We start from the raw sequence: 20,379 nt of genomic DNA on the forward strand, positions 1-20,379 counted from the left end.
TTTCTTATGGGATAAGAGTGTTATAAAAGATATGGTATGAGCAGAAGAGGAGGGCACTCTTGTATATAGATTTATAAAGTATAAAAAGGATGAAGCGTACCATGTAGTCTGTAGAGTACTAGTACTAGTATATAAAAAAATGTGTCATTTTATACCTCATGGAATGCGAAAATAAAAGTGTATGAAAGAACTTTTTTCGTAAAATATAGGAGAAATTCTGTTACAATGAATAATGAATATGAGATAGAAAGGTAGGTCGCGATGAAAGGACTTCACGACTTATATACAGACTTTACAAATTGGTTATTAAATGCAGGATTATGGGAGAGTATCGGTCTTGGTTTGCTGAAAATCACACTTATTTTGATTATTTCGAGTATAGTTATTCGAGTCGGCAGAGTGATTATCCGTAATGCTTTCAAAATAAAGGCTAAATCACCAATTCAAATCTCTGAAAGACGAACGATGACAGTAGCGAAATTGTTAGAAAATATTTTAACATATGTTATCTTTTTCATTGTAATAATTGCGATTTTAGGGGTATTTGGAATTGATACAAAAGGATTATTAGCTGGTGCTGGGGTTGTTGGTTTGGCGGTTGGTTTTGGTGCACAAAACTTAGTAAAAGACGTTATCACTGGATTCTTTATTTTATTAGAGGATCAATTTTCAGTAGGAGACTATGTACGTTTAGGTCAATTTGAAGGGGTTATTGAAGAAATTGGCTTACGCACAACAAAAATGAAGAAATGGACAGGAGAAATTCACATTATTCCAAATGGAAGTATTAAGGAAGTAACAAATTTCTCTGTTAGTAATAGTGTTGCCTTTGTGGATGTGGCTATTTCATATGAAAGCGATATTGAACATGCAGAACAAGTTCTTGAAAAGTTATTAGATGAATTACCAACAAGGTATGAGCAAATGGTTTCTCGCCCGCAATTATTAGGTGTACAGAGTTTGGCGGCATCAGAGGTTGTGCTGAGGGTTACGGCTGAAGTAGAACCGATGCAACATTTTGCGGTGGCGAGAGCGCTGCGTAAAGAAATTAAAAATCGTCTAGATTTACACGGCATTGAAATTCCATATCCGCGTATGGTTCTATACAACCGTGAAGAGCTGATGAATGAAAAAGTAAATTAGCAGTGAGGGGAGTTTAGAGAATGGAGCAAAAACAATATAACTTGCATGACATAGTGGAGATGAAGAAAGCTCATCCATGTGGCGAAAATCGTTGGAAGATTATCCGTATGGGAATGGACATCCGTATTAAGTGCGAGGGATGTAACCATTCGGTATTAATTCCTCGAAGAGAATTTGATCGTAAGGTGAAGAAAGTACTTGTAAAACATGAAGAATAGATAAAGTAAGAAACAGTGGCATTGTTGCTGCTGTTTTTTTATTTAGCGCTTAATGGCTATCTTCCTCGCTTTTCTATCAATCTTGAGGTGGGGGGGCCCACTGCCCACGAATAGCGGGATAAATTTGGATGAAGCTTGTCATTTTATTCTTTACTATCTATAATGATGGGAGATTGAGTCATAGGAGTGAATTATATGGGATTAACGGCTGGTATCGTTGGATTACCGAACGTAGGTAAGTCAACACTATTTAATGCAATTACACAAGCAGGAGCAGAATCTGCGAACTACCCATTCTGTACAATAGATCCAAACGTTGGGATCGTAGAAGTTCCAGATCATCGTTTAAATAAATTAACTGAGCTTGTAGAACCGAAGAAAACTGTGCCAACTGTCTTTGAATTTACAGATATCGCAGGTATTGTAAAAGGTGCGAGTAAAGGAGAAGGATTAGGAAATAAATTCTTATCTCATATTCGTCAAGTAGATGCAATTTGCCAAGTAGTTCGTTGTTTTGAAGACGAGAATATTACGCACGTGGCAGGAAAAGTAGATCCAATTGCAGATATTGAAACAATTAATTTAGAGCTTATTTTAGCGGATTTAGAATCTGTTGATAAGCGTCTTGAACGCGTTACAAAATTAGCGAAACAAAAAGATAAAGATGCTGTATTTGAGCATGAAATTTTAGTTCGCTTAAAAGAAGCATTTGAAGAAGGACAACCAGCTCGTACAGTTGAATTTACTGAAGAACAAATGAAAGTAGTAAAAGGTCTTCACTTATTAACAATAAAAGAAATGCTGTATGTAGCAAACGTTTCTGAAGACGATGTAATGGATCCATCCGGAAATGAATATGTACAAATTGTAAAAGAGTTTGCTGCAAAAGAAAATTCACAAGTCATTGTGGTTTGTGCAAAAATTGAATCAGAGATTGCAGAATTAGATGAGCAAGAGAAAAAAGTTTTCCTTGAAGAGTTAGGTATTGAAGAATCTGGTCTCGATCAATTAATTCGCGCAGCTTATGATTTATTAGGATTAGCTACTTATTTTACAGCTGGTGTACAAGAAGTTCGTGCTTGGACATTTAAAACGGGAATGAAAGCACCACAATGTGCTGGAATCATTCATACGGATTTTGAACGTGGATTTATTCGTGCAGAAACAGTATCTTATGATGACTTAGTAGAAAATGGCTCTATGACAGCTGCTAAAGAAGCTGGAAAAGTACGTTTAGAAGGAAAAGAATACATTATGAAAGACGGAGATGTCGTACACTTCCGCTTTAATGTATAATTTTTTATTTCCTAGGAAAAAAATAAAGTATTTAACTTGGCAAATTCATTGGATTTGCCAAGTTTTTTTATGCTTTCGTGAGTTGCTTACTCTAACTTACTATGATATAATCTAAACTCGTGAGTAATTACTATAAATTAATTGCTCCTTGCCCCGTGTGGGCCGTTTAGACCAAAAGGAGGTGAAAGTGTAATGAAAAAGTACGAAATCATGTACATCATTCGTCCAAACATGGAAGAAGAAGCTCAAAAAGCTTTAGTTGAACGTTTTGCAGGCGTTTTAACTGACAATGGTGCAGAAATCATTAACACAAAAGATTGGGGTAAGCGTCGTTTAGCTTACGAAATCAACGACTTACGTGACGGTTTCTACATGATCTTAAACGTAAATTCTAACCCAGAAGCGGTTAAAGAATTCGATCGTTTAGCTAAGATCAGCGAAGATATCATTCGTCACATCGTTGTTAAAGACGAAGAATAATCATTAAGATATATAGGGAGAGTGGTTCGATTGATGAATCGTGTTATACTCGTTGGTCGTTTAACTAAGGACCCTGACTTACGTTACACGCCCAATGGTGTTGCAGTAGCTACTTTCACGTTAGCTGTGAATCGCGCATTTACGAATCAGCAAGGTGAGCGTGAAGCTGACTTTATTAACTGTGTAATATGGCGTAAACAAGCAGAGAACGTAGCAAACTTTTTGAAAAAAGGTAGCTTAGCAGGCGTAGATGGACGTCTTCAAACTCGTAATTACGAGGGACAAGATGGCAAACGTGTATATGTAACAGAAGTTCTAGCGGAGAACGTACAATTTTTAGAACCGCGTAATAGCGGTGGTGAGCAACGCGGTTCATTCAATCAGCAACCATCAGGAGCAGGATTCGGAAACCAAGGCTCTCAAAATCCGTTTGGTCAATCTGGTAACAATGGCAATAATGCTGGTTTTACTAGAAATGACGATCCATTTGCAAATGTAGGTCAACCGATTGATATTTCAGACGATGACTTACCTTTCTAATGGTATAGACGGAACATTTTAACACGAAATGGAGGGAAATGAACATGGCAGGAGGACGCAAAGGTGGACGTGCGAAACGCCGTAAAGTGTGTTTCTTTACATCTAACGGTATCACTCGCATCGACTATAAAGATGTTGATTTATTAAAACGCTTTGTTTCTGAGCGTGGTAAAATTTTACCACGTCGTGTAACAGGTACTAGCGCAAAATACCAACGCAAATTAACAGTTGCAATTAAACGTGCTCGTCAAATGGCACTTTTACCATATGTTGGTGAATAATAACGTATGAAATGCACAGTAGAGTATCACTCTACTGTGCATTTTGCTATTCTCTTCTTTTTGTTAACCGTGATTTAAGTTTCACTTTATAGAAAGAGGGTGTGAAGAATGAAACCCACACGACTCATTACAGAAGGAGCGGTATTACTTGCTTTATATGCTGTCTTGCTTTTGGCTTCTCTGTATATGCCTGTTTTAGGTGCTATATGTATATTTGCACTGCCGTTGCCATTTCTTATTTTTTCAATCAGATACCAGTTAAGTAGTGCTTGTATGTTGTTAGGAGCGGCAATTCTTGTAACACTTATTGTGAGTTCGCCTCTTAGTATTGCGAATACACTTATGTTCGGAATAACAGGAATTATATTAGGACACATGTATAAAAAGAAAAAAAGTGTTATTGAAATTTTAATGGTAGGGACACTTGTATATCTTGTGAGTTTTGTATTGCTGTATATTGTTAGCGTGCAGTTTTTTAATATAGATATTGTGAAACAGATGCAAGATATGTTCAAACAATCAATGGAACAAAGTGAAAAATTCATGAAGATGGCGGGTGCATCTGTAAATGAAGGGAAACTAGCTGAATTGAAAAAAGCAGTTAATACAATTGGGGTGCTTTTACCAACTGTACTTGCTATGGCTTCGTTATTCTCTTCTTGGATTACTATTTTAATTGCTAATCGTGTTTTAAAACGATTAAAGTACACGGCGGTATCTTGGCCGAAATTTCGTGATATACAAATTCCTAAGAGTGTTGTTTGGTTGTATGTCGTGATTATTTTGCTTGGTTCTTTTACAAAGATAGAAGCAGGATCATATGTAGAAATGGTGTTCTTAAATTTATCAACAATTTTTACTTTTTTACTGTTGCTTCAAGGATTTTCGTTCCTTGCTTTTTTTACAAATGCAAAAGGATATACGAAAGCTGTTCCAATCTTAACCTTTGTTGTAGGGTTGTTTGTGCCAGTTTTGTTTCCTCTTATGACAATCTTAGGTATAATTGATTTAGGCTTTTCGTTACGATCGAAAGTACAGGTAAAATAAGTATTTGAAACAAAGTACTTTTTATGAGTCTTTTGTAACGAACCGTAGAAATCAAAGCTTTTATCCTACGCTTAATAGAACGATTAGCCTTTGTAAGCGAGGAATAAGTGTAGTTGACTCAATTAAATATCGGTAGAGGATAAGGATTTAACTAATGGATGGTTTATTTTATCCCGCTATGAATAGGCAGTAGGACTCCCGCTTCGAAAATTTGAGAAGTCAAAGAAGATCGGTCGAGGATAACTGCTAGTATGTGCCCGATTAGTTCAACTAACTATCAGTAGAGATGCAAAAAACTCTCTGATGGAAGTTTCACTTTATAGGAGTTGTATATATGCCTGAATTTTATAAGAAACAGCGGTTTCTATATCCTGTTTATGTATTGGCGTTTTTAGCATTTTTACTCATTACTATTCTCGTTTATTTTCATTGGATGACGGGGATGATTTCTTTTGTTGTTTTTTGTATTGTCTTATTTTTCGTTATTAAATTTGAACTTGCATTTCAAAGAAGCATTGAAAAGTATACGAATGATACGATTACAAGGGTAAAAAAGGTAAGTAATGAGGCTTTCAATCAAATGCCGATTGGAATTCTACTATATAATAAGGATTATGGGATCGACTGGGCAAATCCATATCTATCTTCTTGTTTAGGACAACATTCTTTAGCTGGATGGCACTTGTATGATTTATCAGAAACCCTACTTTTATTTACAAAAGGAGAAACAGCTAATGATATTGTATCTTTAAACAATCGAAAGTTTCGTGTGTTTGCGAGGAAAGAAGAGAAATTAATCTATTTCTTTGATGTGACAGAACAAACAGAAATTGAGAAAATGTATGAAGATCAAAGAACGGTACTCGCTGTTATCTATTTAGATAATTACGATGAAGTAACACAAGGATTAGATGATCAATTACGTACAAATATTACAAGCCACGTTACATCTTTACTAAATGAATGGGCTGTGAAGCATGGAGCTTATTTGAAGCGTGCTTCATCTGAACGATTTTTTGTTGTGTTAAATGAAAGTGTTTTAACGCAAATGGAGAAAGGGAAATTTGATATTTTAGATCAAGTGCGTGAAGAGACATCTAAACGAAATATTCCTCTTACTCTTAGTATTGGTGTTGGTTCTGGTGATTTATCACTAGTAGAACTTGGAGCTATGGCGCAATCTGGTCTCGATTTAGCACTTGGTCGTGGTGGAGATCAAGTGGCAATTAAACAAGCGACAGGTAAAGTAAAGTTTTATGGCGGGAAAACGAATCCTGTAGAAAAACGTACTCGTGTACGTGCGCGTGTGATTTCTCACGCTTTAAAAGATCTTGTGTTAGAAAGTAGCAATATCATCATTATGGGACACCGGGCACCGGATATGGATGCAATCGGAGCTGCAATTGGGATTTTAAAAGTGGCACAGCTGAATGAGCGCGAAGGATATATTGTATTAGATGAAAATGATTCTGATAAAGGGATTAAGCGTTTGATGGACGAAGTTAAGCAGCACGAGGAATTATGGTCGCGCTTTATTACACCGCAGCAGGCCCTTGAATTTGCGAATGATGATTCGCTTCTTGTTGTAGTAGATACGCATAAACCATCTATGGTTATGGAAAGAAAGTTACTTGATAAGATTGAAAATGTTGTTGTAATTGATCATCATCGTCGCGGTGAGGACTTCATTGAGGATCCGTTGCTTGTTTATATGGAACCATATGCATCATCTACAGCAGAACTTGTAACAGAGCTGTTGGAATATCAGCCTAAGCGTTTGAAAATGAATATGCTAGAGGCAACGGCTTTACTGGCAGGTATTATCGTGGATACGAAGAGTTTTACATTCCGTACCGGAGCACGTACGTTTGATGCGGCTTCCTATCTTCGTTCTCATGGCGCAGATACTATTTTGGTACAAAAGTTATTAAAAGAAGATATGGCCCATTATTTACAAATTGCAAAAACAATTCGAAATGCGTACATTTATAAAAATGGGATTGCAATTGCAAAGGTAGATGGTGATGGGTTTTATGATCAAGTATTAATTGCTCAATCAGCTGATACATTACTCACAATGACAGGAGTGATTGCCTCTTTCGTAATTGCACAGCGCAGTGAAAGTGTGATTGGGATTAGTGGACGTTCTTTAGGGGAAGTAAATGTACAGCTTATTATGGAAAATTTAGGCGGGGGCGGCCATTTAACAAATGCTGCAACACAAATACAAGACATATCAATTGATGAAGCAGAAGCAAACTTACAATCTGTTATAAATGAGTATTTAGAGGGAGGAACACAATCATGAAAGTAATCTTTTTAAAAGACGTAAAAGGTAAAGGGAAAAAAGGGGAAGTAAAAAACGTACCAGACGGTTATGCGAATAACTTTTTATTAAAACAAGGACTTGCGATTGAAGCGACAAATGCAAATGTGAAAACATTAGATGCGAAAAAGCGTAAAGAAGAAAAAGATGCAGAATTAGAGCTTGAAAAATGCAAGGAATTAAAAGAAACTCTAGAAAAGTTAACAGTAGAGTTAAAAGCAAAATCGGGTGAAGGTGGCCGTTTATTCGGTTCTATTACAAGTAAACAAATTGTAGATGGCTTACAAAAAGTTCATAATATTAAACTTGATAAACGTAAATTTGAAATGGATGATGCAATTCGTGCATTAGGATATACGAACGTTATTGTGAAATTACATCCACAAGTAACAGCAACAGTAAAAGTGCATGTTACTGAACAATAAACAAAAGATTGAAGAGGAGGTTTGCGCATGAGTGACGTATTTGCTGATCGTACCCCTCCGCATAATATTGAGGCTGAACAAGCCGTATTAGGAGCTATTTTTCTCGATCAAGAAGCGTTAACATCAGCTTCGGAAATGCTAATGCCAGAAGACTTCTATCGAACGGCGCATCAAAAAATTTATCAAATGATGCTTGATCTTTCCGATAAAGGGGAGCCCATTGATTTAGTTACCGCAACAGCAGCGCTTGCTGATCAAAATTTGTTAGAAGAAATTGGCGGTGTTTCTTATTTAGCTGAACTAGCGGAAGCTGTACCGACAGCTGCCAATGTAGGATATTATGCACGTATTATCGCAGAAAAATCGATTTTGCGTCGGCTTATTCGGACAGCAACACATATTGTGTCGGATGGTTATGAACGAGAAGATGATGTCGAGAGTCTATTAAATGAAGCTGAGAAAAAAATATTAGAAGTATCTCAGCGTACGAATACAAAAGGTTTTCAAAATATTAAAGATGTTCTTGTAGCGGCTTACGATAAAATTGAGTTGCTGCATAATCAAAAAGGTGAAATTACAGGGATCCCAACCGGTTTTACCGAGTTAGATCGTATGACAGCAGGTTTCCAGCGCAATGATTTAATTATTGTAGCGGCGCGTCCATCTGTAGGGAAAACAGCATTTTCTTTAAACATTGCTCAAAATGTTGCGACGAAGACGGACGAAAACGTTGCGATTTTTAGTTTAGAGATGGGGTCTGATCAGCTCGTTATGCGTATGCTTTGTGCAGAAGGGAATATTGATGCACAGCGTCTTCGTACAGGAACTTTAACTTCAGATGACTGGGCGAAACTAACGATGGCGATGGGCAGTCTCTCAAATGCAGGTATTTTTATTGATGATACGCCAGGTATTCGTGTTAGTGAAATTCGAGCAAAGTGCAGGCGTTTAAAACAAGAACATGGTCTTGGAATGATTCTAATTGATTATTTGCAGCTTATTCAAGGTAGCGGGAAATCTGGTGAAAACCGTCAGCAAGAAGTATCGGAAATTTCTCGTACACTAAAAGGGCTCGCTCGTGAACTAGAAGTTCCAGTTATTGCTTTATCTCAGCTGTCTCGTGGTGTAGAATCTCGTCAAGATAAGCGTCCGATGATGTCGGATATTCGTGAATCAGGAAGTATTGAGCAGGATGCTGATATAGTAGCATTCTTATATCGTGAGGATTACTATGACCGAGAAACAGAAAATAAAAATACAATTGAAATTATTATTGCTAAGCAGCGTAATGGTCCAGTAGGTTCAGTTGAATTGGCGTTTGTGAAGGAATTTAACAAATTCGTAAACTTAGAACGGCGCTTTGATGATGGGCATGCACCGCCAGCATAGTGACAGTATAAAAAAGAAGCACATTTCTTATAATAAAATGTGCTTCTTTTTTTGTTTGTAAAAAAACAATGCCTTACATAGGTGAGAAGGGGTTCTTACGAACGAAAAAGATAAAAAATAAAAAAATGTTCGTTTTTTAATTGACTTCTCTTTGCATTTTGGTACAATTATATTGTTTGAAAAGTTCGTTTGAAAATTTCGGAGGTGCTTGAATAATGTCTTCAGTAGTAGTTGTAGGAACACAGTGGGGCGATGAAGGAAAAGGTAAAATTACTGATTTCCTTTCTGAACATGCGGAAGTAGTTGCGCGCTATCAAGGCGGAAATAATGCAGGACATACAATTGTTTTTAACGGCGTTAAATATAAATTACATTTAATTCCATCCGGTATTTTCTATAAAGAAAAAATTTGTGTTATAGGAAACGGTATGGTAGTAGATCCGAAAGCTTTACTTGAGGAATTAAAATACTTACATGATCGTGGTGTAAACACTGATAATTTACGTATTAGTAACCGTGCACACGTTATCTTACCTTATCACTTAAAGCAAGACGAGTTAGAAGAAGAGCGTAAAGGTGATAATAAAATTGGTACAACGAAAAAAGGTATCGGTCCTGCATACATGGACAAAGCTGCTCGCACAGGTATTCGTATGGCAGATCTTTTAGATCGTGAGGCATTTAAAGAAAAGCTTGAGCGTACCCTAGCGGAAAAAAATCGTTTATTTGAAAAAATGTATGATGCAGAAGGATTCAGTGCAGAAGAAATTTTCGAAGAGTATTTCGAATACGGTCAACGAATTGCACAATACGTATGTGATACATCTGTTGTATTAAATGATGCATTAGATGAAGGACGCCGCGTATTATTTGAAGGTGCACAAGGTGTTATGCTTGATATCGATCAAGGTACGTACCCATTCGTTACATCTTCTAACCCAGTTGCTGGTGGTGTAACAATCGGTTCTGGTGTAGGACCTTCTAAAATTAAACGTGTAGTAGGTGTATGTAAAGCATATACAAGCCGTGTAGGTGACGGTCCATTCCCAACTGAGCTTCATGATGAAATCGGTAATCAAATTCGTGAAGTTGGTCGCGAATATGGTACAACAACAGGTCGTCCACGCCGTGTAGGTTGGTTTGATAGTGTTGTTGTAAGACATGCTCGTCGCGTTAGTGGTCTTACAGACTTATCTTTAAACTCTATCGACGTATTAACAGGCATTCCGACTGTGAAAATTTGTATTGCATACAAATATAACGGTGAAATTATTGATGAAGTTCCAGCAAACTTAAATATTTTAGCGAAATGTGAGCCAGTATACGAAGAGCTTCCAGGTTGGACAGAAGATATTACAGGCGTAAAAACGTTAGCTGAGCTTCCTGAAAATGCAAGACATTATGTAGAACGTGTGTCTCAATTAACAGGTATCCCATTAGCTATGTTCTCTGTTGGTCCAGACCGTAGCCAAACAAATATTGTTCGTAACGTATACGGTATCTAATCTTGTTTTTTTCTTAAGAATACGGTATATTTAAAAAGAACCCACGTTGAATGGGTTCTTTTTTCATGTTTTTATAAAAAAAATTGAAAAAAGTATTGCAAAAAGAAAACATTTCATGATATTATAAACCCTGTCGTCACGAAAACATGACATTGGTGAATAGGAGCCATTAGCTCAGTTGGTAGAGCATCTGACTTTTAATCAGAGGGTCGAAGGTTCGAGTCCTTCATGGCTCACCATTTTATTTTCGTGGCCCGTTGGTCAAGTGGTTAAGACACCGCCCTTTCACGGCGGTAACACGGGTTCGAATCCCGTACGGGTCATTTTTTATATATATTAAGTTTTGGTCCCGTGGTGTAGTGGTTAACATGCCTGCCTGTCACGCAGGAGATCGCCGGTTCGACCCCGGTCGGGACCGCCACTTTTGTTTAATACCACAATTAGTGGTTTTATATATATGTTTTGGCTCGGTAGCTCAGTCGGTAGAGCAGAGGACTGAAAATCCTCGTGTCGGCGGTTCGATTCCGTCCCGAGCCACTTCCAAGGATATTAAGTGGGCCCGCTTAATATCCTTTTTATATTGTACAATTTTACAAATGAGATTAGTTCTTTTAAAATAGAATGAAGAGAAGCCTCTAGCAGTTGAAGCTAGAGGTTTTTCTGTAAGGAAGGCATTAAACGTTCAGGAGGAAACTAAAATGATGGGAAAGAAAATTCTAGTCGTGGATGATGAAAAACCAATTGCAGATATTTTAAAGTTTAATTTAGAAAAAGAAGGTTTTGAAATTGTAATGGCTCATGATGGTGATGAGGCCATTGAAAAAGCAAATGAAGAACAACCAGATATGGTTTTATTAGATATTATGTTACCGGGAAAAGATGGTTTAGAAGTTTGTCGTGAAATACGGAAAAACCATGAAATGCCAATTATTATGCTAACAGCAAAAGACTCTGAAATTGATAAAGTTCTTGGATTAGAACTGGGGGCAGATGACTATGTAACAAAGCCGTTTAGTACACGTGAGTTATTAGCACGCGTAAAAGCGAATTTACGTCGTCATCAACAAGGAGGAACGGCTGAAAAAGAAGAAAATGCAGAGATGGTTATTGGTCCGATTGTGATTAATCCCAATGCATATAGTGTAACAAAGCGTGAAGAAAATATTGAGTTAACACATCGCGAATTTGAATTACTTCATTATTTAGCGAAGCATTTAGGACAAGTTATGACACGTGAACATTTATTACAAACCGTTTGGGGTTATGATTATTTTGGTGATGTGCGTACAGTAGATGTAACAGTTCGTCGTTTACGTGAAAAAATTGAAGATAATCCAAGTCATCCGACTTTAATTGTAACAAGACGTGGTGTGGGATATTACTTACGCGATCCAGAGCAGGAGTAATATATGAAGAAAGTTGGTCTTTTTCAGTCTATTCACTTAAAATTCGTATTAATTTACATGCTATTAATTTTAATGGCGATGCAAATTATTGGTGTCTATTTCGTTCGAGAGTTAGAGAAGAATCTTGTGAAGAGTTTTAAAGAATCATTAACACAACGAACGAACTTACTTGCTTACAACTTAAAGCAAGAATTTGCAAAAGAAAGAGATAAAAAAGATCCTACCCTTGAAGAGGCACTTAAAACGAGTATAGAAGATTTTGCTTCTGATCGAAAAGCTGATATTCAAGAGGTTCGTATCATTGATGAGAGTAGTCGTGTATTAGCAACATCACATCCATATAATCAAGGTATTGTCGGAAAAAAAACAACAGATTTATTGGTAAAACGAGCTTTGGTGCAAAAAAATCCTGTTGAAAAAATGGAAATAGACCGCAATACGGGAAATCGTGTGCAAGTTGTTGCTACTCCTATTCAAGTAATTCAACTAAATAATAAGAAACCTTGTGTAATCTATATTGTTGCTTCTATGGAAGATGTTTATAAACAAATGAAGCTTATTAATCAGATCTTTGCAACGGGAACGGTTATCGCATTATTAGTAACAGCTGTGCTAGGTATTTTATTGGCGCAAACTATTACAAGACCAATTTCAGATATGAGAAAGCAAGCCATTGAAATGGCGAAGGGAAATTACTCTCGTAAGGTAAAAGTACATGGTCATGACGAAATTGGTCAATTGGCGTTGGCATTTAATAATTTATCGAAGAAGTTGCAGCAAGCTCGTTCTTCTACGGAGAGTGAGAGAAGAAAGCTTTCGTCTGTATTATCTCATATGACAGATGGGGTAATTGCAACGGATCGAAAAGGAGATATTATCTTATTAAATGATCCGGCAGAAAAAATGCTTAACGTTTCACGTGAAACAGCATTAGATCAATCGATTTTAGAAATATTAGGCATCCAAGAAGAGTACACATTAGATAATTTATATGAAGAACCAGACTCTGTTATATTAGATTTTAGTACAAGAGATGAGCCGTATATTTTACGAGCTAGTTTTTCTATTATTCAAAAGGAGAATGGAAAGGTAAATGGTTTCATCGCTGTATTATACGATGTAACGGAACAGGAGCGAATTGAGGGGGAACGCCGTGAATTTGTGGCAAACGTTTCTCATGAACTTCGTACACCATTAACAACGATGCGAAGCTATTTGGAAGCATTGGGTGAAGGAGCGTGGCAAGATCCAAATATTGCGCCGCAGTTCTTACAAGTAACACAAGAAGAAACGGAGCGAATGATTCGGCTTGTTAATGCGCTACTACAACTTTCAAAATTAGACAGCACAGAATATCGTTTAATGAAAGAATGGGTAGACTTTACACAATTCTTTAGTAATATCATTGATCGTTTTGAAATGTCAAAAGAGCAGAATGTATCTTTTAAACGTTCATTTTCTAAGAGAACACGTTTTATTGAGATCGATGAAGATAAAATTACACAAGTTCTTTATAACATTATTTCAAATGCATTAAAGTATTCTCCAGAAGGTGGAACAATAACATATCGTTTGCGAGAAAGAGAAGATATGTTAGAAATAAGTATTAGCGACCAAGGAATGGGAATTCCGAAAGAGAACGTTGATAAGATTTTTGAACGTTTCTATCGCGTTGATAAAGCACGTTCACGTAAATTGGGCGGAACAGGATTAGGTCTAGCAATTGCCAAGGAAATGATTCAAGCTCATGGCGGTTCGATTTGGGCAAAAAGCGAAGAAGGAAAAGGGACAACCATTTATTTCACGCTTCCAATGGAAAAGGAAGAAGAGGATGACTGGGAATGAATATTGAGAACTTAAAATCAGTCTTGCTAATTAACTTGGTTGTTATTAGTGTATTTCTTACTTTTAATTTATGGACCTATGTACCTGATTCTAGTAAATTGCAAAACGCAAAATATTTACAAGACAATACAGAGGGAGAACAGAAGAGCCTTGCAAATGTAATTTTGCCTTCTCAAGTTCTTTTTCATAAAGAGAATACGCATCTCGGAAGTGAAAATATAGATAGTATTGACCCATTATATAAATTACTGGAAAGAGGAGAATTGTCTGATTTTAAAGATATATCAAATGATATCCCAAAACAGCAATTCTTCTCCTTTGTTCGTGGTAAAAACAAGATTGAAATGATTTTTCCTACACATATGCCATTGGATTCTATGAGAGGCGTTTTTACAATTAAAGAAAAAATCTCAGAGTCATATAGCTTTAATCGCATAATGATTGATTTACAAAAAAGTCGCGATGGTAATATTCCTGTATATTTTATTTCGTATGAAAATCGTAAGGTATATTATATGGTATTAAAAGGAATTCCACTTCGAGATCTTGAAACGGCACGTGATCAATTTGCAGCTAGCGCGAGGGACTACTCTCAATACACATTAAGTGATACGAGAGAGATATTTTTACCAGATACGAAAACGGATATGCAAAGTATGGGGTATATAGTAAATAACATATCCGAGGATATATTCATAAATGCATTATTTACAGATCCTCGTTATGTAAAAAAAGTATCTGATGATCGTGAAAACACATATACAGATGGAATTCGCCTCATGCAAGTATTAAAGAAAAAGCAAATGCTGGAGTACACAAATTCAGCTGTATCAGATCAAAAGCATGCATTATCTAGAAATACACTTGCTCAACGCAGTTTCGATTTTATTAATAGTCATAGTGGCTTAACGGATTCTTATCGTTTTGATTACATGGACACTAAAAAGGGACAAACAATATATCGTTTATATGTTGATAGCTTACCTGTGTTTAATGAAAGTGGTATGGCAATGTTAGAAGAAGTATGGGGAGCGGAAGAATTAATTTCCTATAAACGTCCATTATTTAAGTTGTCATTAAAGTATGGTGATGACCAAAAAATCTCTCTTGCGGATGGTAAGACAGTTATACAATCTTTAGAGAAAAATGTGGATATAAAATTAATTCAGGATATTCGGTTAGGATATAAGCTTACACCGGAGTCAGGGACAGATGGGAAAAATATTGCTGCAGTAAATTTGAAACCTATTTGGTATGTTGTGTACGGTGAAGACAATAAAGTTCTAGAGTGGAGCGAAGAGAAAGGGGGAGAGCTCATTGGATTGGAATAGGATTAAAACAATTTTTATTGTTACCTTTTTCATTTTAGATCTCTTCCTTGTCTTTCAGTTCGTGCAAAAACAAGATAGTAATCAACTTGAATATACGACAGAAACAAATATTGAAGAACAAATGAAAGCAGACAAAATTACATCTGATAATTTCCCGAAAGAACCGACGAAAGATACGTATATTATGGCGAAAAATAAAGTTTTTTCCGATGAAGATATACATTCTTTAAAAAATCAAACGGTGTCTTTACAAGAATCAAATACAATTGTGAGTAAACTTAAAGAGCCATTTTGGAATGCAAAAGCAACAACAAGTGATAACTATAGTGAATTTTTACGTTCTTATGTAATTGATGGACAAAAATACAGTGCTGCAGGAAAAGTGGAAGGATCGAAAGTGTATTTTTTTCAAAAATATAAAGATAAACCACTTTTCTATAATCAACATGGGATGATTGTTGCTGAGTTAAATGAAAAAAAGGAAATTATATCGTATACACAAACAATGCTGTATGAATTTAAAGAGATGGGAGAACGGAATAAAGAGTTGGATATTATTTCTGCCCGAAATGCACTAGAAACGCTGTATACGAAAAATGAATTAAAGCAAGGAAGTTATATAAAAGGGGCAAAATTAGGATATGCAACGGTGGTAGCTCCTTCTTCTTCAAATGTGCAAGTTCTTGTTCCAACATGGAATTTGTATACAGATAAAATAGATTACTTTGTAAATGCGGTAGAAGGACAAATTATTCAATTAGGTAAGGACAACAAGGAAACTGAGCAATGGAGTGAGGCTAAATGAGTTTGCATTTTAGTGTACTTGCAAGCGGCAGTACGGGAAATGCACTGTATGTAGGAACAGGGCGTGAAAAGTTATTAGTAGACGCCGGCTTGAGTGGAAAAGCAATGGAAGCTTTGTTTCAACAAGCTGAACTAGATATAAATAGTATATCTGGTATTCTTGTCACACATGAACATAGTGATCATATTAAAGGGCTAGGAGTGTTAGCTCGTAAATATCATTTACCCGTTTATGCAAATGAGAAAACATGGAATGCAATGGAACATTTAATTGGTAATATTCCAACGGACCAAAAATTTGTTTTCTCAATTGGAGAAGTGAAAACATTTGGAGATATTGAAGTGGAGTCATTTGGCGTTTCACATGATGCTGCGGAGCCGATGTTTTATGCGTTTCATCATAATGGAAGAAAGTTAGCGCTTATTACAGACACGGGGTATGTTAGTGACCGGATGAAAGGCGTTATTAAGGGAGCCAATGCTTTTGTGTTTGAAAGTAATCACGACGTTGAAATGCTCCGAATGGGACGTTATCCATGGAGTGTTAAACGAAGAATTTTAAGTGATGTAGGGCATGTTTGTAATGAAGATGCAGCTTTGGCAATGACTGATGTAATTACAGATGAAACAAAGCATATATATTTGGCTCATCTTAGTTTAGATAACAATATGAAAGAACTTGCTCGTATGTCTGTTGCGCAAGTTCTTGAAGAAAAAGGACTTGCTGTAGGAGAAGCGTTCCAACTGCACGATACTGACCCGAAAACGCCAACTAAAATTCAATACGTATAATTCTTCATTTTGGTAAACAATAAAGGAGAATATAAATGCTTTCGGAAGGTTAGGTGAGCATAAATGTCCTTTATTGATGAAGAAGATGTACAGATGAAACGAAAAAGAAAACAAAAGCATAAGCATATTCTTATTTCTGTTGTAGCGGGAACTTTCATTGGTGCTACATTATTTGCCTTTGCTATTCCTACGTTTTCAAAATTAGGTTGGACCACAATAAGAGAAACAGAAGCAAGTGAAGAGAAACAGTATATAGCACAGTCTACTCCTCAAGTTGTCAATACAGGGGATGGCTTTGTTAAGGCTGTTGACCGCGCTTCAGAAGCAGTGGTTGGTATTATTAACATTCAGCGTGATAATTTTTCGGAAGCAGATTCAGAAGCAGGAACAGGATCTGGTGTAATTTACAAGAAGGAAAAAGGAAACGCATATATTGTAACAAATAATCATGTTGTAGCAGGAGCAAATCGCATTGAAGTAAGTTTGAGTGATGGAAAAAAAGTTCCTGGAAAAATTTTAGGAACAGATGTTGTAACAGATTTAGCTGTCGTGCAAATTGAAGAAAAATATGCGAAAAAGGTCATTGACCTTGGTGATTCTACGAAAGTAAAACGTGGTGAAGCTGCACTTGCAATCGGAAATCCACTTGGTTTACAATTTTCAGGTACTGTAACGCAAGGGATTATCTCAGCAAATGAACGCATTGTACCGGTTGATTTAGATCAAGATGGACATTATGATTGGCAAGTAGAAGTATTGCAGACAGATGCTGCTATTAATCCTGGTAATAGTGGAGGGGCTCTTGTAAACGAAGCAGGACAACTTATTGGCATCAACTCCATGAAAATTGCCGCAAAAGAGGTAGAGGGAATTGGACTTGCAATTCCGGTTGCAAGAGCTGTCCCTGTAATGAATGAGCTCGAAAAGTATGGGAAAGTAAGACGACCTTACGTTGGGATTGAACTTAGATCTTTAAATGAAATTCCTACTTATTATTGGGATAAAACATTGCATCTACCAGCTAATGTAACGGAAGGTGTATGTATTTTAGACGTGAAAAGTCCATCACCTGGCGTAGATGCAGGTTTACATGAATATGATGTCATTGTAGCGGTTGATGGAAAAACAGTTCAGGATATTATTGCATTCCGAAAAGTCCTATATAATAAGAAAATTGACGATAAAATGACGATTACATATTATCGTGGAACAAAACGAGTAACAACAACTGTAAAATTAGGCAGTCAGCAGTATTAAAACAGGAGGCGGCCCCTCCTGTTTTCTATTGTGGATAAGTGAGGTGAAATTATGAAGTTACCTTGTTGTTTAGAACATGTAGAGTTAGCGTTAGATATCATTGTGGATGAATGTGAAGTAGCTCCAGTTATCAACAATGTGGATAACAAAGAAGATGAGAAAAAAACATGTGAATTTTGTCAAAATAAGGCGATATATGTTGTGTCGAACACAGATTCCCACACAATATGTGGATGATACATGTGGATATGTGGATAACTTCTGTGGATAATGTGTTTGTAAGGTGGGGAGTACATGTGAATATCTTAATTATCTCAATAGGAAAGTTAAAAGAAAAATATTTAAAACAGGGTATTGAAGAATACTTAAAACGATTATCTTCTTACGCGAAAGTGGAAGTTGTTGAATTACCAGATGAAAAAGCACCAGAAAATTTAAGTGAAGCAGAAATGCAAATGGTAAAAGAAAAAGAAGGAATTCGTATTTTAGATAGAATTTCTGATGATATGCATGTCATTGCATTAGCAATTGAAGGAAAACAAAAATCATCAGAAGAATTCGCTGCAAACTTAGACCGTCTTGCTATATATGGAAAGAGCAAAGTGGCATTTGTTATTGGTGGATCGCTTGGATTAAGTAAAGAAGTGATGAAACGTTCCAATGAGTCATTGTCGTTCTCAAAAATGACGTTGCCTCATCAGTTGATGCGTTTGGTACTGTTAGAACAAGTATATAGAGCATTTCGAATTAATCGAAATGAACCGTATCATAAATAAATGAGGTTTTTATCCCGTTATTCATGGGCAGTAAGATCTCATTGGTTCAACTAACCATCGGTGATGAAGAAAAACCCCACTGACGGAAATTTTACTTTATTGTTTGAGAGAGAATTTTAAGCAATAGCTAGTAATAATTTTAATTGAAAGGTCAATGGGGTTTATTACATTTTATAACTAGATATGTTAAAATAATTGGGGCATTACTGAAGCTAGAAATTTTTAAAATATATGAAATAGAGTTTTTTGAAAATTAAGGAGTGGAAAAATGGCACGCAATGTACCTTTATTGACGATTGTTGTTCCTTGCTACAATGAAGAAGCTACATTAGAAGAAACAACAAAAGAACTGACAAGGGTTATGGACGATTTAGTTGCAAATAATAAAATAAGTGATGAAAGTATCATTTTTTATGTAGATGATGGAAGTGCGGATAATACTTGGAGCATAATTGAAGAGAAAACAGCAACAAACCCTTATGTTCAAGGATTAAAATTAAGTAGAAATTTTGGCCATCAAGGAGCATTAATTGCTGGTCTGGAATCGGCACGAGAGTTTTCAGATTGTGTAGTTTCAATAGATGCTGATCTTCAAGATGATGTCAATGTTATCTATCAATTTATTGATAAATATCAAGAAGGTTATGAGATTGTATACGGAGTTCGAGATAAGAGAGATACTGACACTAAATTTAAAAGAAACACTGCTTTATGGTTCTACAGTTTAATGGGAAAAATGGGTGTTAAGTTAGTACCCAACCATGCAGATTATCGTTTAATGAGCAAAAGGGCATTAGATGAATTTATAAAATACCAAGAAGAAAACTTATTTATTCGTGGTATTGTTCCCCTATTAGGCTTTAAATCTACTAATGTTTATTATGACCGCAAAGAAAGATTTGCTGGCGAATCAAAGTACCCATTAAAGAAAATGATTGCTTTTGCTTTTGATGGACTTACTTCATTTAGCGTTGCACCAATAAGATTTGTTTCATATTTAGGATTTTTGATGGTGCTTATCGGGATCGGAATAGCACTTTATGCATTATTTGCAAAAGTTTTTTCATATACAACTAGTGGCTGGACTTCATTGATGCTATCCATTTGGATTGTTGGAGGAGTACAGTTGCTGGCAATTGGAATTATTGGTGAATATATAGGGAAAATCTTTAAAGAAACAAAAGGGCGCCCGAGATATACAATTGAAAAGAATAGTGTTCTAGAAAAACAAAAAGAATACGTATCAGAATTGATTAAAAAGTAAATAGAAAATAAGAAAATTCATCTTTACAAAAGTATTGTGAAGTGGGTATTTGTAAAAAAATTATTAGTTTAGTAATGTTCTTCGGTGGCTGTATATCTAAGGAGAATGCCGTAGCAAGGTATTTTTGCATAAGCAGTTGCAGGATATTTACTAAGAATTATTTTAGGCTGTGTCTAATCAAAATTATCCCCATCTTACTGCTGGGTTATTGCCCGGCATGTGTCTGAAGATGGGGATGAATTTTTAGGATAGGT

20 protein-coding genes and 4 tRNA genes are annotated in these 20,379 nt (G+C 36.1%); all 24 read left to right on the forward strand.

All coding sequences use genetic code 11. The annotated features are described in order from the left end of the window. The first annotated feature begins 261 nt into the window (after positions 1-261). The 24 genes from Q9306_RS11600 to Q9306_RS11715 all read left to right on the forward strand — a co-directional run bounded on the left by Q9306_RS11600 (position 262) and on the right by Q9306_RS11715 (position 20,125). Positions 262-1,143, forward strand: a complete 882-nt coding sequence (locus Q9306_RS11600; RefSeq protein WP_306198487.1) for a mechanosensitive ion channel family protein — start codon at positions 262-264, stop codon at positions 1,141-1,143. A 20-nt stretch (positions 1,144-1,163) separates the two neighbouring features. Next, positions 1,164-1,361, forward strand: a complete 198-nt coding sequence (locus Q9306_RS11605; RefSeq protein ID WP_272190473.1) for a DUF951 domain-containing protein — start codon at positions 1,164-1,166, stop codon at positions 1,359-1,361. Between the two features lie 195 nt (positions 1,362-1,556). Next, complete coding sequence (gene ychF / locus Q9306_RS11610; protein ID WP_306198489.1) at positions 1,557-2,657, forward strand: redox-regulated ATPase YchF; 1,101 nt, start codon at positions 1,557-1,559, stop codon at positions 2,655-2,657. Positions 2,658-2,849: 192 nt separating this feature from the next. Then, entirely contained in the window at positions 2,850-3,137 is a 288-nt protein-coding gene (gene rpsF, locus Q9306_RS11615) for a 30S ribosomal protein S6 (RefSeq protein ID WP_020059675.1), read from the forward strand. Between the two features lie 30 nt (positions 3,138-3,167). Continuing rightward, entirely contained in the window at positions 3,168-3,677 is a 510-nt protein-coding gene (gene ssb / locus Q9306_RS11620) for a single-stranded DNA-binding protein (protein ID WP_306198493.1), read from the forward strand. A gap of 44 nt (positions 3,678-3,721) precedes the next feature. Beyond that, positions 3,722-3,958, forward strand: coding sequence for a 30S ribosomal protein S18 (gene rpsR, locus Q9306_RS11625; RefSeq protein WP_020059677.1), 237 nt, complete (start codon positions 3,722-3,724; stop codon positions 3,956-3,958). 108 nt (positions 3,959-4,066) lie between these two features. Beyond that, entirely contained in the window at positions 4,067-5,005 is a 939-nt protein-coding gene (locus Q9306_RS11630; protein WP_306198494.1) for a YybS family protein, read from the forward strand. Between the two features lie 334 nt (positions 5,006-5,339). Beyond that, positions 5,340-7,313: a DHH family phosphoesterase gene (locus Q9306_RS11635; RefSeq protein ID WP_306198495.1), complete on the forward strand. Its 1,974-nt coding sequence runs from the start codon at positions 5,340-5,342 to the stop codon at positions 7,311-7,313. Beyond that, positions 7,310-7,756, forward strand: coding sequence for a 50S ribosomal protein L9 (gene rplI / locus Q9306_RS11640; RefSeq protein ID WP_306198496.1), 447 nt, complete (start codon positions 7,310-7,312; stop codon positions 7,754-7,756). Before Q9306_RS11635 ends, rplI begins: the two co-directional genes overlap by 4 nt. A gap of 27 nt (positions 7,757-7,783) precedes the next feature. Beyond that, positions 7,784-9,145, forward strand: a complete 1,362-nt coding sequence (dnaB, locus tag Q9306_RS11645) for a replicative DNA helicase (protein WP_098914412.1) — start codon at positions 7,784-7,786, stop codon at positions 9,143-9,145. A 215-nt stretch (positions 9,146-9,360) separates the two neighbouring features. Further along, positions 9,361-10,650: an adenylosuccinate synthase gene (locus Q9306_RS11650; protein WP_306198497.1), complete on the forward strand. Its 1,290-nt coding sequence runs from the start codon at positions 9,361-9,363 to the stop codon at positions 10,648-10,650. Between the two features lie 163 nt (positions 10,651-10,813). Continuing rightward, positions 10,814-10,889, forward strand: a tRNA-Lys gene (locus Q9306_RS11655). 12 nt (positions 10,890-10,901) lie between these two features. Continuing rightward, positions 10,902-10,973: transfer RNA gene (locus tag Q9306_RS11660), tRNA-Glu, on the forward strand. A 22-nt stretch (positions 10,974-10,995) separates the two neighbouring features. Further along, a tRNA-Asp gene (locus Q9306_RS11665) sits at positions 10,996-11,071 on the forward strand. A 43-nt stretch (positions 11,072-11,114) separates the two neighbouring features. Then, positions 11,115-11,187 (forward strand) — tRNA-Phe (locus tag Q9306_RS11670). 161 nt (positions 11,188-11,348) lie between these two features. Next, complete coding sequence (gene walR / locus Q9306_RS11675; protein ID WP_306198498.1) at positions 11,349-12,056, forward strand: cell wall metabolism DNA-binding response regulator WalR; 708 nt, start codon at positions 11,349-11,351, stop codon at positions 12,054-12,056. Between the two features lie 3 nt (positions 12,057-12,059). Beyond that, the gene (gene walK / locus Q9306_RS11680; RefSeq protein ID WP_306198499.1) at positions 12,060-13,901 is read left to right on the forward strand and encodes a cell wall metabolism sensor histidine kinase WalK; all 1,842 of its coding nucleotides are present in this window, start codon (positions 12,060-12,062) and stop codon (positions 13,899-13,901) included. Beyond that, positions 13,898-15,232: a YycH family regulatory protein gene (locus Q9306_RS11685; protein WP_306198501.1), complete on the forward strand. Its 1,335-nt coding sequence runs from the start codon at positions 13,898-13,900 to the stop codon at positions 15,230-15,232. Before walK ends, Q9306_RS11685 begins: the two co-directional genes overlap by 4 nt. After that, positions 15,219-16,037 (forward strand): two-component system regulatory protein YycI, encoded by an 819-nt coding sequence (locus Q9306_RS11690; protein ID WP_371932377.1) that lies wholly within the window; start codon positions 15,219-15,221, stop codon positions 16,035-16,037. Before Q9306_RS11685 ends, Q9306_RS11690 begins: the two co-directional genes overlap by 14 nt. Then, positions 16,034-16,828 (forward strand): MBL fold metallo-hydrolase, encoded by a 795-nt coding sequence (locus tag Q9306_RS11695; protein WP_306198502.1) that lies wholly within the window; start codon positions 16,034-16,036, stop codon positions 16,826-16,828. Before Q9306_RS11690 ends, Q9306_RS11695 begins: the two co-directional genes overlap by 4 nt. A gap of 63 nt (positions 16,829-16,891) precedes the next feature. Beyond that, on the forward strand, positions 16,892-18,085 hold the full coding sequence (locus Q9306_RS11700; RefSeq protein ID WP_306198503.1) for a S1C family serine protease: 1,194 nt from the start codon (positions 16,892-16,894) through the stop codon (positions 18,083-18,085). A 51-nt stretch (positions 18,086-18,136) separates the two neighbouring features. Beyond that, positions 18,137-18,322, forward strand: a complete 186-nt coding sequence (locus Q9306_RS11705) for a CxxH/CxxC protein (RefSeq protein ID WP_306198504.1) — start codon at positions 18,137-18,139, stop codon at positions 18,320-18,322. Between the two features lie 59 nt (positions 18,323-18,381). Then, complete coding sequence (gene rlmH / locus Q9306_RS11710) at positions 18,382-18,861, forward strand: 23S rRNA (pseudouridine(1915)-N(3))-methyltransferase RlmH (RefSeq protein ID WP_306198505.1); 480 nt, start codon at positions 18,382-18,384, stop codon at positions 18,859-18,861. A 268-nt stretch (positions 18,862-19,129) separates the two neighbouring features. Then, positions 19,130-20,125 (forward strand): glycosyltransferase family 2 protein, encoded by a 996-nt coding sequence (locus Q9306_RS11715; RefSeq protein ID WP_306198506.1) that lies wholly within the window; start codon positions 19,130-19,132, stop codon positions 20,123-20,125. Positions 20,126-20,379 lie beyond the last annotated feature (254 nt).

Source organism: Bacillus multifaciens (assembly GCF_030756675.1).
GTDB classification, from domain to species: Bacteria; Bacillota; Bacilli; order Bacillales; family Bacillaceae_G; genus Bacillus_A; species Bacillus_A multifaciens.

What these genes read in the sequence shown, in the direction of transcription:
- walK (WP_306198499.1), top strand. Translation starts at nt 12,060, where the DNA reads ATGAAGAAAGTTGGTCTTTTTCAGTCTATTCACTTAAAATTCGTATTA.
- Q9306_RS11715 (WP_306198506.1), top strand. Translation starts at nt 19,130, where the DNA reads ATGGCACGCAATGTACCTTTATTGACGATTGTTGTTCCTTGCTACAAT.
- Q9306_RS11700 (WP_306198503.1), top strand. Translation starts at nt 16,892, where the DNA reads ATGTCCTTTATTGATGAAGAAGATGTACAGATGAAACGAAAAAGAAAA.
- Q9306_RS11650 (WP_306198497.1), top strand. Translation starts at nt 9,361, where the DNA reads ATGTCTTCAGTAGTAGTTGTAGGAACACAGTGGGGCGATGAAGGAAAA.
- dnaB (WP_098914412.1), top strand. Translation starts at nt 7,784, where the DNA reads ATGAGTGACGTATTTGCTGATCGTACCCCTCCGCATAATATTGAGGCT.
- Q9306_RS11685 (WP_306198501.1), top strand. Translation starts at nt 13,898, where the DNA reads ATGAATATTGAGAACTTAAAATCAGTCTTGCTAATTAACTTGGTTGTT.
- rplI (WP_306198496.1), top strand. Translation starts at nt 7,310, where the DNA reads ATGAAAGTAATCTTTTTAAAAGACGTAAAAGGTAAAGGGAAAAAAGGG.
- Q9306_RS11600 (WP_306198487.1), top strand. Translation starts at nt 262, where the DNA reads ATGAAAGGACTTCACGACTTATATACAGACTTTACAAATTGGTTATTA.
- Q9306_RS11635 (WP_306198495.1), top strand. Translation starts at nt 5,340, where the DNA reads ATGCCTGAATTTTATAAGAAACAGCGGTTTCTATATCCTGTTTATGTA.
- rpsF (WP_020059675.1), top strand. Translation starts at nt 2,850, where the DNA reads ATGAAAAAGTACGAAATCATGTACATCATTCGTCCAAACATGGAAGAA.
- Q9306_RS11630 (WP_306198494.1), top strand. Translation starts at nt 4,067, where the DNA reads ATGAAACCCACACGACTCATTACAGAAGGAGCGGTATTACTTGCTTTA.
- walR (WP_306198498.1), top strand. Translation starts at nt 11,349, where the DNA reads ATGATGGGAAAGAAAATTCTAGTCGTGGATGATGAAAAACCAATTGCA.
- ychF (WP_306198489.1), top strand. Translation starts at nt 1,557, where the DNA reads ATGGGATTAACGGCTGGTATCGTTGGATTACCGAACGTAGGTAAGTCA.
- rpsR (WP_020059677.1), top strand. Translation starts at nt 3,722, where the DNA reads ATGGCAGGAGGACGCAAAGGTGGACGTGCGAAACGCCGTAAAGTGTGT.
- Q9306_RS11705 (WP_306198504.1), top strand. Translation starts at nt 18,137, where the DNA reads ATGAAGTTACCTTGTTGTTTAGAACATGTAGAGTTAGCGTTAGATATC.
- Q9306_RS11605 (WP_272190473.1), top strand. Translation starts at nt 1,164, where the DNA reads ATGGAGCAAAAACAATATAACTTGCATGACATAGTGGAGATGAAGAAA.
- Q9306_RS11695 (WP_306198502.1), top strand. Translation starts at nt 16,034, where the DNA reads ATGAGTTTGCATTTTAGTGTACTTGCAAGCGGCAGTACGGGAAATGCA.